At 74.4% G+C, this 14349-nt stretch carries 15 protein-coding genes; 12 read left to right on the forward strand and 3 right to left on the reverse strand.

Annotated features, from left to right (window positions below):
- Nucleotides 1-34 precede the first annotated feature (34 nt).
- Nucleotides 35-721: a DedA family protein gene (locus ACRYR9_RS03065; protein ID WP_432492179.1), complete on the forward strand. Its 687-nt coding sequence runs from the start codon at nucleotides 35-37 to the stop codon at nucleotides 719-721.
- Here ACRYR9_RS03065 and ACRYR9_RS03070 read toward each other — a convergent pair.
- Nucleotides 705-1172 (reverse strand): hypothetical protein, encoded by a 468-nt coding sequence (locus ACRYR9_RS03070; protein ID WP_432492181.1) that lies wholly within the window; start codon nucleotides 1170-1172, stop codon nucleotides 705-707. The two genes, ACRYR9_RS03065 and ACRYR9_RS03070, sit on opposite strands and share 17 nt — an antisense overlap.
- A 297-nt stretch (nucleotides 1173-1469) precedes the next feature.
- On the opposite strand from ACRYR9_RS03070, the gene ACRYR9_RS03075 reads away from it, so the two are divergent.
- The 8 genes from ACRYR9_RS03075 (at nucleotide 1470) to ACRYR9_RS03110 (ending at nucleotide 8068) form a co-directional block, all read left to right on the forward strand.
- Nucleotides 1470-2384, forward strand: a complete 915-nt coding sequence (locus ACRYR9_RS03075) for an ABC transporter ATP-binding protein (RefSeq protein ID WP_432492183.1) — start codon at nucleotides 1470-1472, stop codon at nucleotides 2382-2384.
- A complete protein-coding gene (locus tag ACRYR9_RS03080) occupies nucleotides 2381-3250 on the forward strand; it encodes a hypothetical protein (protein WP_432492185.1) in 870 nt (289 codons plus the stop codon). The genes ACRYR9_RS03075 and ACRYR9_RS03080 overlap by 4 nt, the downstream gene beginning before the upstream one ends.
- A gap of 19 nt (nucleotides 3251-3269) precedes the next feature.
- Nucleotides 3270-4058, forward strand: coding sequence for a hypothetical protein (locus ACRYR9_RS03085; RefSeq protein WP_432492187.1), 789 nt, complete (start codon nucleotides 3270-3272; stop codon nucleotides 4056-4058).
- A gap of 61 nt (nucleotides 4059-4119) precedes the next feature.
- Complete coding sequence (locus tag ACRYR9_RS03090; protein ID WP_432492189.1) at nucleotides 4120-5538, forward strand: sensor histidine kinase; 1419 nt, start codon at nucleotides 4120-4122, stop codon at nucleotides 5536-5538.
- Nucleotides 5535-6227: a response regulator gene (locus ACRYR9_RS03095; RefSeq protein WP_432492191.1), complete on the forward strand. Its 693-nt coding sequence runs from the start codon at nucleotides 5535-5537 to the stop codon at nucleotides 6225-6227. The genes ACRYR9_RS03090 and ACRYR9_RS03095 overlap by 4 nt, the downstream gene beginning before the upstream one ends.
- 201 nt (nucleotides 6228-6428) lie before the next feature.
- On the forward strand, nucleotides 6429-6725 hold the full coding sequence (locus tag ACRYR9_RS03100; RefSeq protein WP_432492193.1) for a hypothetical protein: 297 nt from the start codon (nucleotides 6429-6431) through the stop codon (nucleotides 6723-6725).
- Nucleotides 6726-6966: 241 nt separating this feature from the next.
- Nucleotides 6967-7374 carry an alternative ribosome rescue aminoacyl-tRNA hydrolase ArfB gene (arfB, locus tag ACRYR9_RS03105; protein WP_432492195.1) on the forward strand — a complete coding sequence of 136 codons (408 nt, stop codon included), beginning with the start codon at nucleotides 6967-6969 and terminating at the stop codon, nucleotides 7372-7374.
- Between the two features lie 94 nt (nucleotides 7375-7468).
- Complete coding sequence (locus tag ACRYR9_RS03110) at nucleotides 7469-8068, forward strand: dihydrofolate reductase family protein (protein WP_432492197.1); 600 nt, start codon at nucleotides 7469-7471, stop codon at nucleotides 8066-8068.
- Between the two features lie 17 nt (nucleotides 8069-8085).
- Here ACRYR9_RS03110 and ACRYR9_RS03115 read toward each other — a convergent pair whose 3' ends face one another.
- Entirely contained in the window at nucleotides 8086-8910 is an 825-nt protein-coding gene (locus tag ACRYR9_RS03115; RefSeq protein ID WP_432509643.1) for a M15 family metallopeptidase, read from the reverse strand.
- A 1-nt stretch (nucleotide 8911) separates the two neighbouring features.
- Nucleotides 8912-11335: an ATP-binding cassette domain-containing protein gene (locus ACRYR9_RS03120; protein ID WP_432492201.1), complete on the reverse strand. Its 2424-nt coding sequence runs from the start codon at nucleotides 11333-11335 to the stop codon at nucleotides 8912-8914.
- Between the two features lie 157 nt (nucleotides 11336-11492).
- Between ACRYR9_RS03120 and ACRYR9_RS03125 the strand changes: the two genes are divergently transcribed.
- From ACRYR9_RS03125 to ACRYR9_RS03135, 3 genes are read left to right on the forward strand one after another with little or no spacing between them, the layout of a single operon-like run.
- Nucleotides 11493-12881: a TrkH family potassium uptake protein gene (locus ACRYR9_RS03125; RefSeq protein WP_432492203.1), complete on the forward strand. Its 1389-nt coding sequence runs from the start codon at nucleotides 11493-11495 to the stop codon at nucleotides 12879-12881.
- Nucleotides 12874-13533 carry a potassium channel family protein gene (locus ACRYR9_RS03130; RefSeq protein WP_432492205.1) on the forward strand — a complete coding sequence of 220 codons (660 nt, stop codon included), beginning with the start codon at nucleotides 12874-12876 and terminating at the stop codon, nucleotides 13531-13533. Before ACRYR9_RS03125 ends, ACRYR9_RS03130 begins: the two co-directional genes overlap by 8 nt.
- 48 nt (nucleotides 13534-13581) lie before the next feature.
- Entirely contained in the window at nucleotides 13582-14328 is a 747-nt protein-coding gene (locus ACRYR9_RS03135) for a sulfite exporter TauE/SafE family protein (protein ID WP_432492207.1), read from the forward strand.
- Nucleotides 14329-14349 lie beyond the last annotated feature (21 nt).

A 14349-nucleotide genomic window follows, 5' to 3' on the forward strand; every position in this document is an offset into this window, starting at 1 on the left:
TGCGCGCAGGTCACGAGAGAATCAGGTCAACCGCGTGCCCGTCCTGGCCCAGCTCCCCGCCCTCGCCGCAGCCGCACCCGCCGCCACCGCCACCGTGCTGCCGCAGTGGCTCGAACCCGCGTCGCTGCTGGCCACCCTCGGCGGGTGGGCGTTGTGGGGCGCCGCCGCCGTCGTGTTCGCCGAGTGCGGGCTCCTCGTCGGTTTCCTCCTGCCCGGCGACTCGCTGCTGTTCACCCTCGGGTTGTTCCAGCACCAGGGCGTGGTCCCGCAGCCCTTGTGGCTGGTGTGCGCGGTGCTGTCCGCGGCGGCCTGGGCCGGCAACGCGTGCGGGTACGAGATCGGGCGCAGGGCCGGGCCGGCGATCTTCGAGCGGCCGGGTTCGCGGGTCCTCAAACCGCAGCACGTCGAGCGGACCCGGCGCTTCTTCACCGACCACGGGCCGCGGGCCGTCGTCCTGGCCCGTTTCGTGCCGGTCGTGCGGACCTTCATCACCGTGGCCGCCGGCGCGGGTCGCATGCCGCGCCGCACCTTCTTCGTCTACTCGGGCATCGGGGCCGTGGGGTGGGCCGCCGGGATCACGCTGCTCGGCCACGCCCTGGGCGGCGTCCCGGTCATCCGGGACAACGTCGAGCTCGGCCTCGGGCTGCTCGTCCTGCTGGTGCTCGTCCCCGTCGGTGTCGCCCGCCTGCGCCGGCGGAGCGCCGTCAGCCGGCGCCGGTGACGGGAACCATCGCCGAGCGGTTCCTGTCCCAGACGCGCGGGCGGCGCTCGGCGTACCGGGTCGCGAGCGTCTCGCGGACCTGCTCGAACGTCAGGCCGGGTTCCGCCAGCCGGTGCTCGCCGCTCTCCTCGAAGCGGTCCTCCTCGAAGCAGTAGGCGACCTGGTCCAGGGCGTTCATCTGCCGGACGGTGATCAGCTCGTCCACCAGGACGTCGGCGGGGCGGTCCGCGTCCGGGTGGAGCCGCCGGGCGGCGGCCAGGAACTCCTCACCGCGCGCGGTGTCCGTGAAGGTGAAGTCGGCGCTGCCGCCGCGCCCGTCGTCGCTGACCAGCCCGAAGCTCTGCCCGTGGCGCAGCAGGTCGCAGGACCAGGCGAACCCGTCGCCCGAGGGGCGTTCCTGGTAACCGCTGACGCTGTAGCGCTGGTGGGGGTGGCTGGCGGGCAGGGGCACGGGGCGGCCTCCTCGGACGGCGGAGCTGACGCAGGCATCGTCGGCCAGGTCCCCCCGCCCCGCCAGCCGCGCGGGTTCCGCGCGGCCCGCTCGCCGTACCGGCCGACCGCCCCCGGCGTGCACGAGCGCCCGGACCGTCGACGGGGTCTTCGGGCAGATGGGTGTCCTCCTCCTCGAGGAGGAGGGCCGACGCGTCCTGATCTCGTCCTCGAGCAGGTCCTCGCGCTGCGCGAACGCTCCTAGCGTCGCTGTCGACGGGCCGATGAGCGTCGGCGCGGTCGAGGACGAGGAGGACGCATGATCACGGCTGAGGCGCTGACGAAGCGCTACGGGACGACGACGGCCGTGGACGAGTTGTCGTTCACGGCGCAGCCGGGGATGGTGACCGGGTTCCTGGGCCCGAACGGTGCGGGGAAGTCCACCACCATGCGGATGGTCCTCGGCCTGGAACGTCCGACGGCCGGGACGGTCACGGTCGACGGGCACCGGTACGCCGACCTGCCCGCGCCGCTGCACGCGATCGGCGCGATGCTCGACGCCCGATCGGTGCACCCCGGCCGCACGGCCTTCCGCCACCTGCTGGCCCTGGCCCGCACCCACGGGATCCCGCGGTCCCGGGTGGACGAGGTCATCGGGTTGACCGGGCTGGAGCCGGTCGCCGGAAAGCGGGTCAAGAGCTTCTCCCTCGGCATGGGGCAGCGGCTCGGGATCGCGGGCGCGCTCCTGGGAGATCCTGGAACGCTGGTGCTCGACGAGCCGGTCAACGGCCTCGACCCCGACGGGGTGCTGTGGGTGCGCACGTTGGTGCGGGACCTGGCCGACGAGGGCCGCACGGTGTTCCTGTCCTCCCACCTCATGCACGAACTGGCGCTGTGCGCGGACCGGGTCGTGATCATCGGCCGTGGCCGACTGCTGGCCGACGCCTCGATCCAGGAGGTCCTGCAGCGTTCCCAAGGGGCCGGTCTGGTGCGCGTGCGCACCACCGAACCCGAGGCCCTGGCGCGGGCGCTGGTGCAGCTCGCGGCCGACGTGGCCCCGCAGCAGGACGGTGTCCTGCACGTGCGGGGTGTCTCGGTCGAGGAGGTCGGGGTCGCGGCCGGCCGGGCCGGTGCGGCCGTCCTCGAACTCGCGGCCGAGGTCGGTTCGCTGGAGGCGGCTTACCTGGAACTCACGAGCGGTTCCGTGCAGTACCACGCAGGAGGTTCCCGGTGAACGCCTCCTTGAGCTCTCCCGCACGGCGCGCGGCCACGACGCGCTCCGGTCCGTCCTTCGCGCGGGTCGTCGTCGCGGAGTGGACGAAGCTCCTGAGCGTGCGGTCCTCGACCGTGATCGCCGTGGTCACGGTGGCTGTGACGGGGCTCCTGACGCACTTGTTCGCCAGCTCCTCGTCCGGTGACCCGGGTTTCGTCCCGACGCGGCACCTGACGGAGGCGCTGCCGTTGGCCTTCCTCGGCCCGCTGGTCCTGGGCGTGCTCGTCGGAACCGGCGAGTTCAGCACGGGGACCTTCCGCTCGACGTTCGCCGCGGTGCCGCGACGAGTGCCGGTGCTGGCCGCGCAGGCACTCGTCACGGTCGGGTTCGTCCTCCCGGTCGCTGTGCTGACCGTCGGTGCGGCGGTGCTCGGCATCCTGCCCGCGGCGGCGTCGCGGGACACGGTCCCCGATCTGCACGGCGCCGGGATCCCGCAGATCCTCCTCGGATCGGTGTGCTACCTCGTCGGCACGGCCCTGCTCGGCCTGGCGATCGGGGCGCTGCTGCGCCGTCCGGTGCCCGCTCTGGTCACCGCGTTCGGCCTGCTGGTGATCGCGCCCATCGTGCTGTCCCTCGCGGTGGACTTCGCCACCGACCCGCTGGAGTCTTCGACGCCGGGGACCACGCCCCTCGGGACGGCGGCGGTGAACACGGTGGACACCTTCACGCCCGCGGGCGCCTCGGGGGTGCTGACGAACCCGGACGGCGGTGGGCTCGACGGGGCTCCCGACATCGGGGTGCGAGGGGCCGCGCTGGTGCTGGCCGCCTGGGTGGCGGTTCCACTGGCCGCGGCCGCGTACCGGTTGCGTCGTCGTGACCTCGCTTGAGGCCGGTGTGGAGGTCGGTGTGGTGCAGCACGGTGCGGTGACCCCGCCCCGGGTGCTGCACGCGGAGTGGACGAGGCTCGCGAGCCTGACCTCGACGTCGTGGGTCGTCATCGGCACGGTCGTCGCCGCGAGCTCACTGGCGTTCGGTCTGGGTCTGTTCGTCGGGCCGGGGGATGCGGTGACCGGAACGTCCCTGGCCGCTTCCGGGAGCCTGCTCGCCCAGCTCGGAGTGCTGGTCCTCGGTGTACTGGTGGGGACCGGGGACTTCGCCACCGGTACGTCCCTGGCGACGTACGCCGCGGTGCCCCGCCGCCTGCCGGTGCTCGTCGCGCAGATCGTCGTCGTCGCTGCGGTGGCGCTGGTCACCGCGGTGGTGGCCCTCGCAGCATCGGTGCTCGTGACCACCCCCGCGCGCACTGGTTCCGGCGTCTCCTGGGAACTGGCGGACCCGGCGACCCTGCGCGCAGCAGCGGGGTACGTGCTGTTCCTGATGGGCGCCGCGGTGTGCGGGGTCGGTCTCGGGGCGCTGCTGCGCCGGCCGCCGGCCGCGCTGACGACGGGGGTGCTGCTGTTCGTCGTGGTCGATCAGGTGCTGGCCGCCAATCCCGGGCGGGTCACCGACACGGTCCGGGCGCTGCTGCCGGGCAGCGGCACCCGCCTGTTCGCCGACGACGCCCAGCTCGCCGCCTCGGCCGCAGGGGGTGGTCCCGACCTCGGGGCGTGGGGTGGTGGGCTGATCCTCAGCGTCTGGTGCGTCGTCCTGGTACTCCTCGCCGGGTACCGGCTCGCCCGCCATGACATCACGTGACCGATCGACCGACCCGCCGCCTCGGACGGGAGCCGGTGGCGACCGGTGGGAGGGTGTGGAGGTGACCACCTCGCGCGCCGACGACGCGGAGCGGACCAGCGGCCCGCCGGCCTTCACGGCGTCGCAGGTGCAGCAGCAGACGACCTCCGACCGGCTGCTGGCCGCCCACCCGTGGCTCGCCCACGCGGCTCTGGTCGCGGTGGTGCTGCTGCTCGGGGCGTCCACCGCGGTCCTGGCCGAGGAGACGGTCCGGGGGGCCACGGCCCTCGGGCTGTTCCTGCCCGGTGCCCCCGTGGAGCACCTGGTCGCGAGGGCGTGGCCGGCCGGGGCGGTGCTGGGGGCGCTCGTGCTGGTCGCCCGGCGGTGGCGGCCGCTGGCGGTCACGGCGGTGCTGACGGTGCTGGCGGTCCTGTCGCTGCGGGTGGCGGGGGTCCTCGGGGTGCTGGGGTTCTGCCTGGCGTGGGGGCTGCGCGCCGTGGCCGCCCGGCACAGCGCCCGCACCGCCTGGATCACCGGCGCGTCGGTGCTGGTGGTCGTGACGATCGCCGCGTGGTGGTGGCAGGTCATCGGGCTCGTCGAGATCGTGTCCTGGAACGGGGCTCACACCCTCGTCCCGGTGGACAGCCCACCGGTCCGGCAGTTGACCGAGCCCGAGTTCTCGGCGGGGAGCCGCTCGTTGACGGTGCTGCTGCTGCTCACGCTGCTGGTGCTGGGCGGCGTGACGGGTGCCGGCGTGCAGGCCCGCCGCGTGCACGCGCACGACCTCGCGCTGCGCTACGCGGCGATGGCCCGCGAGCGCGACACCAGCGCGGCCCTGGCGCGCTCGGCCGAGCGCGCCAGGATCGCGCGTGAGGTGCACGACATCGTCGCTCACAGCGTCTCGGTGATGGTGGCCCTCTCCGACGGTGCGGCCTCCGCCCTCGACCGTGCTCCGGAGGCTTCGCGCCAGGCCCTCGCCGAACTGTCGAAGACGGGCCGGGAGGCCCTCGACGACATGCGCAGCGTCCTGGGTTCACTGCGACCGGCCGATGCCGATGCCGTCGTCGAGCGCGGCGGAGCGGCGTTGCCGACGGCGCCGACGGAGACGGACCTGCACGCGGTCGTCGATCGCTTCCGCGCCGCTGGTCTGCCCTTGACGACCAGCGGTCTCGAGACGCCGTTGCCGTCCGACACCGCGCTGCGCCTGGCCGTCGTGCGCATCGTCACCGAGGGACTGACCAACGTGCTGCGGCACGCGCCGGGGACCCCGTCCGCTGCTGTCGCGCTGCGGTGCACCGGCACGGTCGTCGAGGTCGAGATCGTCGACGCCGGCGGCACCCGCGCGGGGAGCGACCGCGGAACCCACCGCGGCCTCATCGGCATGCGTGAACGCGCCGCGCTCCTCGGCGGCCACGTCCAGGCCGGCCCCGGGGACGCGGGTGGCTGGCGGGTCCGGGTCGTGCTGCCGACCGGCGGATCGAACGAGGAGGACCGCCCGTGACGACCGTGCTGCTCGTCGACGACCAAGCCCTGCTGCGCATGGGCTTCCGGCTGGTCATCGAGTCCGAACCCGACCTCGAGGTGGTCGGTGAGGCGTCCGACGGTGCCGTCGCGCTGGAGCAGGTCCGCGCGCTGGCCCCGGACGTCGTCCTGATGGACGTCCGGATGCCCGGGGTGGACGGCATCGAAGCCACCCGGCGCATCGCCGCGGAGCACCCCTCCTCGCGGGTCCTGGTGCTGACCACGTTCGACGTCGACGAGTACGCCTTCGCCGCGCTGCGGTCCGGGGCCAGCGGTTTCCTCGTCAAGAGCGCGGAACCCGCTGAACTCGTCGAGGCGATCCGGATCACCGCCTCGGGCAGTTCCGTCGTGGCACCACGCGTCGTGCGGCGCATGCTCGACCTGTTCGCCCCGCAGCTGCCGACCACGACGGGGGAAGCGTGCGAGGACGGCCCGGACCCCCGGTTGCGGTCCCTGACGCCGCGCGAGCTCGACGTCCTGCGGTGCATCGCCGAAGGGTTCTCCAACGCCGAGATCGCCGAGCGCCTCGTCCTGTCCTTGACCACCGTCAAGACCCACGTGGGGAACGTCCTGGCCAAGCTGGGGCTGCGTGACCGGGTGCAGGCGGTCATCGCGGCGTACGAGTTCGGGCTCGTCGGGTCGGGCGGCCGGAGGGACGGGTCGTCCTGACGCCGCGTCGAGGCGGAGCCCGGTGGCCCGGTGCCCTCGGGCACGTCCCGACGTCGTGCACCCGTCGCCGACGGGTCGCTGGGCGCGGGTCGGGGTGAGCTCGCCGCGCGCGGACGGGAGAACCCGTTGATGAGCCCGAACTGCCGGGCATGGCCTCGCCGCGTGGAGGCGACCGGACCTCGTCCCCCGCCGACAGGAGCGGTGGCCGCGCTCGCCCTCGCCGGCTGCGCCGCCCTCGCGCTCGGCGCCGCTGAGGTGGTCGGGTTCACGAGCGAGAGCGCCGAGCAGCTCTTCACCGCCCTGTGGGTCCTCGGCTGGGTGCTCCTGGCCTGGGCGGTGGTCATCGGCGGGACCTGCGTGGTCCAGCTCGTCCGCCGGCTCGTCCGTCGACGTGGAACGGCGTGGCCGGAGGCCCTGCTCCTCGTCGCGGGAGCCGCTGTCGTCGTCGCCGTGGTCCGCGCCCACCCCCTGTGGGGGAGCGGCTCGGGCGCGGGGTAGCGGTCACGTCGCACAGGCGCTGGTCACGTCGCGCAGGCGCTGGTCACCGAGCGGCCGAGGTGGCTCCGAGGGCGTGCACAGCACCGTGCCCGCCGGGATCTCGGAGTCGACGCGCTCGTCCCGGAGCGCGTCGAGCTGGTCGAGCCGCGCGAGGGCTCGCACCGCTCGTCGCCGATCGGTCAGGGGGTGGGGGAAGCGACGGGGGTCCCGCGCGGTTGGGGAGGACGTGCGTGACGTCCGGGTGAGCCCAGCGGTGACGGTGCCGGCCACCGAGCTCACCGAGCGGTTCTCCCGCGCCGGCGGGCCCGGCGGGCAGGGCGTCAACACCACCGACTCGCGCGTGGAGCTGGTCTTCGACCTGGCCGGTTCCGAGGCGTTCCCCGAGAACCTGCGCCGGCGCGCGCTGGACCGGCTGTCCTCGCGCTTGAGCGGTGGCGTCCTCACGGTCGTGGCCAGCGAGCACCGCTCGCAGCTGCGCAACCGCGAGGCCGCCCTGGAGCGCCTGCGCGAGCTGCTGCGGGACGCGACCGCCCCCGCGCCGCCGCAGCGGCGCGCCACCCGCCCCACCCGCGGCTCGCAGCGCCGCCGCCTGGACGGCAAGCGCCGCCGCGGCGACGTCAAGCGGCTGCGCCGCAGCACCGACGACTGACCCCGCCGCGCACCGGTGAGTCCCGGTGCCGCGCGTGGTCCACCCCCCGAGGGGGCGCCCGGCGACGGGGTGCCCGACGGCGGAGGAGGACGCGGTGCACGAGCTCGTGGTGGTGGAGAACGTCTCGCTGGACGGGGTCGCCCAGGGGCCGGGCAGGCCCGACGAGGACACCCGCGGAGGTTTCGACCTCGGCGGGTGGGCGACCCGCCTGCTGGCCGAGGACCCCGAGGCGGTGCGGGCGGCGATGGGCGGCCGGGGTGCGACGGCGGCGATGCTGTTCGGCCGGCGCACGTACCGCGACCTCGTCGGGCACTGGCTGAGCACGGACGAGCCGAACCCGTTCACCGACGTGCTGCGCCGCACGCCGAAGTTCGTGGCCTCCCGCTCCGCCGACCCCGAGGGCGGTGTGCCGTGGCCGGCGTCCACCCTGCTGACCGGGGAGGCCGTGCGGACCGTCGCGGAGCTGAAGGGGCGCGGGAACGGTCAACTCGTCGTCCTCGGCAGTCTCGCCCTCGTGCGCGACCTCACCGCCGCCGGGCTCGTCGACCGGTTCGTGCTCACCACGCTGCCCGTGGTGCTCGGCCGCGGCACCAGGTTGTTCGAGGGCACCGCGCTCGACCTGGACGTCGAGTCCAGCACGACCACGGCCGCCGGGACCGTCGTGGCGACCCACCGGGTGCGGCGCACCCGCTGAGCGCTGCCCCTGCGGGTTCAGGTGTACTCGGTGCCCCCGGCGATCCCGAAGAACTCCTCCAGGGTCGCCGCCCGCCGCTGCGCGACCTGCTCCACCAGGTCCCGGCCCACCCACCGGTAGTGCCACGGCTCGTACGCGTACCCCGTGACCTCGGTGAGCCCGGCGGGGTAGCGCAGCAGGAACCCGAAGGCGCCCGCGCGCTGCGCGAGCCAGCGCCCCTCCGTGGTGTCCTGGAAGCAGCCCCGCAGCCCGCACCCCGGTTCGGTGCCGCTGCCGAAGTCGACGGCGAGGCCGGTCTGGTGCTCGCTGTGGCCCGGGCGCGCGGAGACGCTCTCCGCGGCGGCGAGCCCGTCGCGCCGCACGGCCCGCTCGTGCACCGCGCGCTGGTGCTCGCGCGATCGGTACCCGCTGGTGATCCTCAGGTCCACGCCGTCGGCGCGCGCGGCGCCCAGCAGCGCGGTGAGGTCGGGGCTGACGACGGCTGCGACCTCCTCGCCCCCGACCGTCGCCAGTTCCGCGGGGGCGTAGTCCGCAGGGTCGATCGGGTGCTTCTTGTTGACCACCACCCACGGGCTGGCCGCGTCGGTCGTCGACGGTGCCGCCGCCCCCGCGGCAGCGGGTTCCGCGGGGGCGGCGGGGGGCGAGGCCGGGGAAGAGGCAGGGGAACCCGCCGGGTCCGTCCCCGCGGCGGCCCGGTCGCCGCCCCACCGCGACCACCCGACCCCTGCGCCGGTGCCGGTCAGCACGACACCCGCCAGCAGGGTGCGGCGGGCCACCACGGCGCGGTGGCCGTAGCGGCGCCGCCCGTCGGGCAGGCGGTCGGCGGCGAAGGGCGAGGGCACGTCAGCGCGCCGCGCCGACGTAGGCGGCGAGGTGCTCACCGGTGAGCGTGGAGCGGGCGGCCACGAGGTCGGCGGGGGTGCCCTCGAAGACGACGCGGCCGCCGTCGTGACCGGCGCCGGGGCCGAGGTCGATGACCCAGTCGGCGTGCGCCACCACCGCCTGGTGGTGCTCGACGACGACGACCGACGTGCCGGAGTCGACGAGCCGGTCCAGCAGACCCAGCAGCTGCTCGACGTCGGCGAGGTGCAGGCCCGCCGTCGGCTCGTCCAGGACGTACACGCCACCGGGCTCGGCCGTGTGCACGGCCAGCTTCAGCCGCTGCCGCTCGCCCCCGGACAGCGTGGTGAGCGGCTGGCCCAGGGTGAGGTAACCCAGCCCGACGTCGGCCAGCCGGCCGAGGACCCGGTGCGCGGCCGGCGTGCGGGCCTCACCGGCCCCGAAGAACTCCAGGGCCTCGCTCACCGGCATCGCGAGGACCTCGCTGATGTCCTTGCCGCCCAGGCGGTGCTCCAGCACCGACGCCTGGAACCGCCTGCCCTCGCACTCCTCGCAGGTGGTGGCGACCCCGGCCATCACCACCAGGTCGGTGTACACGACGCCGGCGCCGCCGCAGGTGGGGCAGGCGCCCTCGGAGTTGGAGCTGAACAACGCCGGTTTCACGCCGTTCGCCTTCGCGAACGCCTTGCGGACCGGGTCCAGCAGGCCCGTGTACGTGGCCGGGTTGCTGCGCCGGGAACCGCGGATCCCGCCCTGGTCGATGGAGACCACGCCCGCGCCCGCGGGCAGGGACCCGTGCACCAGGGAGCTCTTGCCGGAACCCGCGACGCCGGTGACGGCGACCAGAACCCCCAGCGGGACGTCGACGTCCACGTCGCGCAGGTTGTGCGTGCTCGCGCCGCGCACCTGCAGCGCGCCGGTCGGGGTGCGCACCGAGCTCTTGAGGGCGGCGCGGTCGTCGACGTGGCGGCCCGTGGTGGTGCCGCTGGCCCGCAACCCCTCCACGGTGCCCTCGAAGCAGACGGTGCCGCCCGCCGTCCCGGCGCCGGGACCGAGGTCCACGACGTGGTCGGCGATCGAGATCACCTCGGGCTTGTGCTCCACCACCAGCACCGTGTTCCCCTTGTCCCGCAACCGCAGCAGCAGGGCGTTCATCCGCTGCACGTCGTGCGGGTGCAGGCCGGTGGTGGGCTCGTCGAAGACGTACGTGACGTCGGTGAGCGCCGAACCGAGGTGGCGGATCATCTTGACGCGCTGCGCCTCACCGCCCGACAGCGTCCCCGACGGCCTCTCCAGCGAGAGGTACCCCAGCCCGATCGCCGTGAACGAGTCCAGGGTGTGCTGCAGCGAGGCCAGCAGCGGCGCCACAGAACCGTCGTCGAGGGCGCGGACCCACTCGGCCAGGTCGCTGATCTGCATCGCGCAGGCGTCCGCGATGCTGATCCCGGCGACCTTCGACGAGCGGGCGCCCTCGTTCAGCCGGGTCCCGGCGCACTCCGGGCAGGTCGTGAAGGTCACCGCTCGTTCCACGAAGGCCCGCACGTGCGGCTGCAGCGCGTCGACGTCCTTGGACAGCATCGACTTCCGGATCTTCGGGATCAGCCCTTCGTAGGTGAGGTTGATGCCGTCCACCTTGATCTTGGTGGGTTCCTTGTGGAGGAGGTCGTGCAGCTCCCGCTCGGTGTACTCGCGGATCGGCTTGGCGGGGTCCAGGAACCCGGACCCGCTGTAGATGCGCCCGTACCAGCCGTCCGCGCTGTAGCCGGGGATCGTGAACGGGCCCTCGTCCAGCGACTTGGTGTCGTCGTAGAGCTGGGTCACGTCGATGTCGGTGACGCTGCCGGTGCCCTCGCAGCGCGGGCACATGCCACCGGTGACCGTGAACTCGCGCCGCTCCTTCACGGTCTCGCCGCCGCGCTCGAACGTCACCGCACCCGCCCCGCTGATGGAGGCGACGTTGAAGGAGAACGCCTTGGCCGAGCCGATGCGCGGCTGCCCCAGCCGGCTGAACAGGATGCGCAGCAGGGCGTTCGCGTCCGTGGCGGTGCCGACCGTGGAACGGGGGTCGGCGCCCAGGCGCCGCTGGTCCACGACGATCGCCGTCGTCAGCCCTTCCAGCACGTCCACGTCGGGCCGCGCCAGCGCCGGCATGAAGCCCTGCACGAACGTGCTGTACGTCTCGTTGATCAGGCGCTGCGACTCCGCCGCGATCGTGGCGAACACCAGCGAGCTCTTGCCCGACCCGGAGACGCCGGTGAACACCGTCAGCCGGCGCTTGGGGATCTCGACGCTGACGTCGCGCAGGTTGTTCTCCCGCGCGCCGAGCACGCGGATCCAGTCGTGGGTGTCCGCGGGGTGTGCCGGTGCGCTCGCGCTCCCGGCCGTGCTCTCGGCCGTGCTCCCGGCCGTGCTCTCGACCGTGCTCATGGCGTCTCCGATCCGCCGGCCGGTCGAGGCCGGCCGGCTCCTGGGGCGGCAGCGGGGCTGTCCGCACCACCCTGCCGCGCACGGGGGCGCGGGGGAAGGGCCTGCGCAGCGGAACGCGCCCGCTCCCGCCCCTGGAGCGTGTGCCATCGTGGCGGCCGTGTCAGCAGCGATCCGCTCCCGCGCAGCGCGCGGGGGCCCCGTCCGGCGTGGTGGTCTCGGCGCGGGGGTGCGCGGGCCCGGGCGGGCGGTGGTCGTGGGCTTCGCGGTCGCGGCGCTGGTGGGCACCGGCTTGCTGTCCCTGCCCTGGGCGACGGCGGCGGGGCAGCGGGCGCCGTGGAGCGACGCCCTGTTCACCGCGGTCTCGGCGGTGTGCGTCACCGGCCTGGCCACCGTGGACACCGGCACCTACTGGTCCGCCTTCGGGCAGGTCGTCATCCTGCTGCTCGTCCAGACCGGCGGCCTGGGCTTCATGACGCTGGCCAGCCTGCTGGCGCTGCTGCTCTCGCACCGCCTCGGGCTGCGGGCGCGCCTGCTGGCGCAGACGGAGACGAAGACCCTGTCGGCCGGCGACGTGCGGCGCGTCATCGCCCGCATCGTCGCCTTCAGCCTCGTCACGGAAGCCGTCCTGGCCGTCGTGCTGACCGTCCGCTTCGCCACCGCCCACGGTTTCCCGCCGCTGCGGGCCGCCTGGTACGGCGTCTTCCACGCCGTCTCCGCGTTCAACAACGCCGGTTTCGGCCTGCACGCCGACAGCCTGGTGCGCTACGCCTCCGACGCCCTGGTCTGCCTGCCGATCGCGGCCGCCGTGATCCTCGGCGGGCTCGGCTTCCCCGTGGTCTTCGAACTGGCCCGCTCCTGGCGGCGCCCGCGCAGCTGGTCGGTGCTGACCCGCATCACCGTGCTGCTCACCGTCGTCCTGCTCGTGCTGGGCACCCTCGCGCACGTCCTGCTGGAGCGCACCAACCCCGCCACGCTGGGCGGCCGGGGCCCCGGCGCCACCGTGCTGGCCGCGTTCTTCGCCTCGGCGATGGCGCGCACCGCCGGCTTCAACAGCCTCGACATCGCCGCCCTGCGCCCCGAGACGCTGTTCGCCACCGACGTCCTGATGTTCATCGGCGGCGGCAGCGCCGGAACCGCCGGCGGCATCAAGGTCACCACCTTCGGGGTCCTGGCGTACGTGCTGTGGGCCGAGGTGCGTGGCGACACCGACGTCGAGGTCGGCCGACGCCGCGTGCCGGCCACCAACCAGCGCCAGGCGCTGGCCGTCGCGCTGCTCGGGGTGGGCCTGGTGACCGCCTCGACCCTGGCCCTGCTGGTCCTGTCCGAGGAGGAGTTCTACCGGGTGCTCTTCGAGGCGGTCTCGGCGTTCGCGACCGTCGGGCTGTCCACGGGCATCACCGCGGGGCTGGACGAGCCGGCCCGCCTCGTGCTCGTGCTGCTGATGTTCCTGGGCCGGGTGGGCCCGCTGTCGCTGGCGTCAGCGCTCGCGCTGCGTGAACGCGGCCGCCGGCACCGGCTCCCCGAGGAGAGGACGATCGTTGGCTAGGAACGAACCCGTCGCCGTCATCGGGCTGGGCCGCTTCGGCCGGGCGTTGGCGCTGGAACTGGCCCGCGGCGGCACCGAGGTGCTCGGCGTGGACGTCGACCCGCGCGTGGTCCAGGGCCTGGCCGGGCAGCTGGAGCAGGTCGTCGTCGCCGACGCCTCCGACGTCGAGGCCCTGCGCGAGATCGGCATCGCCGGGTTCACCCGGGCCGTCGTCGCCATCGGCACGAACCTGCAGGCCAGCATCATCACCACCTCGCTCCTGTCGGACCTGGAGGTGGACGACATCTGGGCCAAGGCGCTCGACGACCAGCAGGCCCGCATCCTGCGCCGGGTGGGAGCGCACCACGTGGTGCTGCCCGAGCACGACATGGGCGAGCGGGTGGCGCACCTGGTCTCCGGCCGGGCGCTGGACTACCTCGAGGTCGACGAGGGCTGGGTCCTCGCCAAGACCCGGCCACCGCACCACCTCGTCGGCGTGCCGCTGGGCCGGTCCGGCCTGCGCGCCAAGCGCCGCGTCACCGTGGTGTCGGTCAAACCCGCGCAGGAGCAGCGCTACCGCCACACCGACACCACCACCGTGCTGGCGTACGGCGACGAGATCCTCGTCGCGGGTGCCCCGGCCGACGTGGACCGCTTCATCGACGAGATGTGACGCGAGCCACCGGGGGAGCGGGCTCCCCCGGTCTGGTTGACTCGCGGGGTGCCGGTCGCCGAGTCCCTGCTGCTGCTCGCCGCCGGGGTCGGTGCGGGGCTGGTGGGTTCCACCGCGGGGCTGGCCTCGCTGGTGTCGTACCCGGCGCTGCTGCTGACGGGCCTGCCGCCGATCACCGCGAACGTCACGAACACCGTGGCGCTGTTCGGCACCACCGTCGGTTCCACCGTCGGTGCCCGCCCGGAGCTGCGCGGGCAGGGGCGGCGGATCGCGCGGCTGCTGCCGGTCAGCGCCGCCGGCGGCGTCACCGGTTGCCTGCTGCTGCTCGGCCTGCCGGCGGGTTCCTTCGAGCGGGTCGTGCCGTTCCTCGTCGCGATGGCCTCGACGCTGCTGCTGCTGCAGCCGCGCGTGCAGCGGCTGCGGCCCGGGCGCTTCTCCGCCCGCAACCCGCTGGCGGTGCTGGCGCTGTTCGCCGTCGGCGTCTACGGCGGCTACTTCGGCGCGGCGGCCGGGGTGATGCTGCTGGCGCTCGTGGAGGTGCTGTACGCGCAGAGCCTCGCGCGCAACAACGCCTTGAAGAACGTGCTGGTGGGCGGGGCGAACGTGATCGCCGCGATCGGTTTCGCGCTGTTCGCCGACGTCGCGTGGGGGGCGGCGCTGGCGCTGGGGGTCGGCTGCCTGGTGGGTGGCCGGATCGGCCCGGTGGTGGTGCGCCACCTGGACCCGCGGGTGCTGCGCCTGGCCATCGCCCTGGCGGGTTTCGCGCTCGCCGTGCGGTTGTGGCTCGGCGCCTGACCCGGCCGGGGACGCGCCCCC

The sequence above is a fragment of the Kineococcus auxinigenes genome (genome assembly GCF_050871525.1).
In the GTDB taxonomy this organism is placed as follows: Bacteria; Actinomycetota; Actinomycetes; order Actinomycetales; family Kineococcaceae; genus Kineococcus.

What these genes read in the sequence shown, in the direction of transcription:
- ACRYR9_RS03075 (WP_432492183.1), top strand. Translation starts at nt 1,470, where the DNA reads ATGATCACGGCTGAGGCGCTGACGAAGCGCTACGGGACGACGACGGCC.
- ACRYR9_RS03120 (WP_432492201.1), bottom strand. Translation starts at nt 11,335, where the DNA reads ATGAGCACGGTCGAGAGCACGGCCGGGAGCACGGCCGAGAGCACGGCC.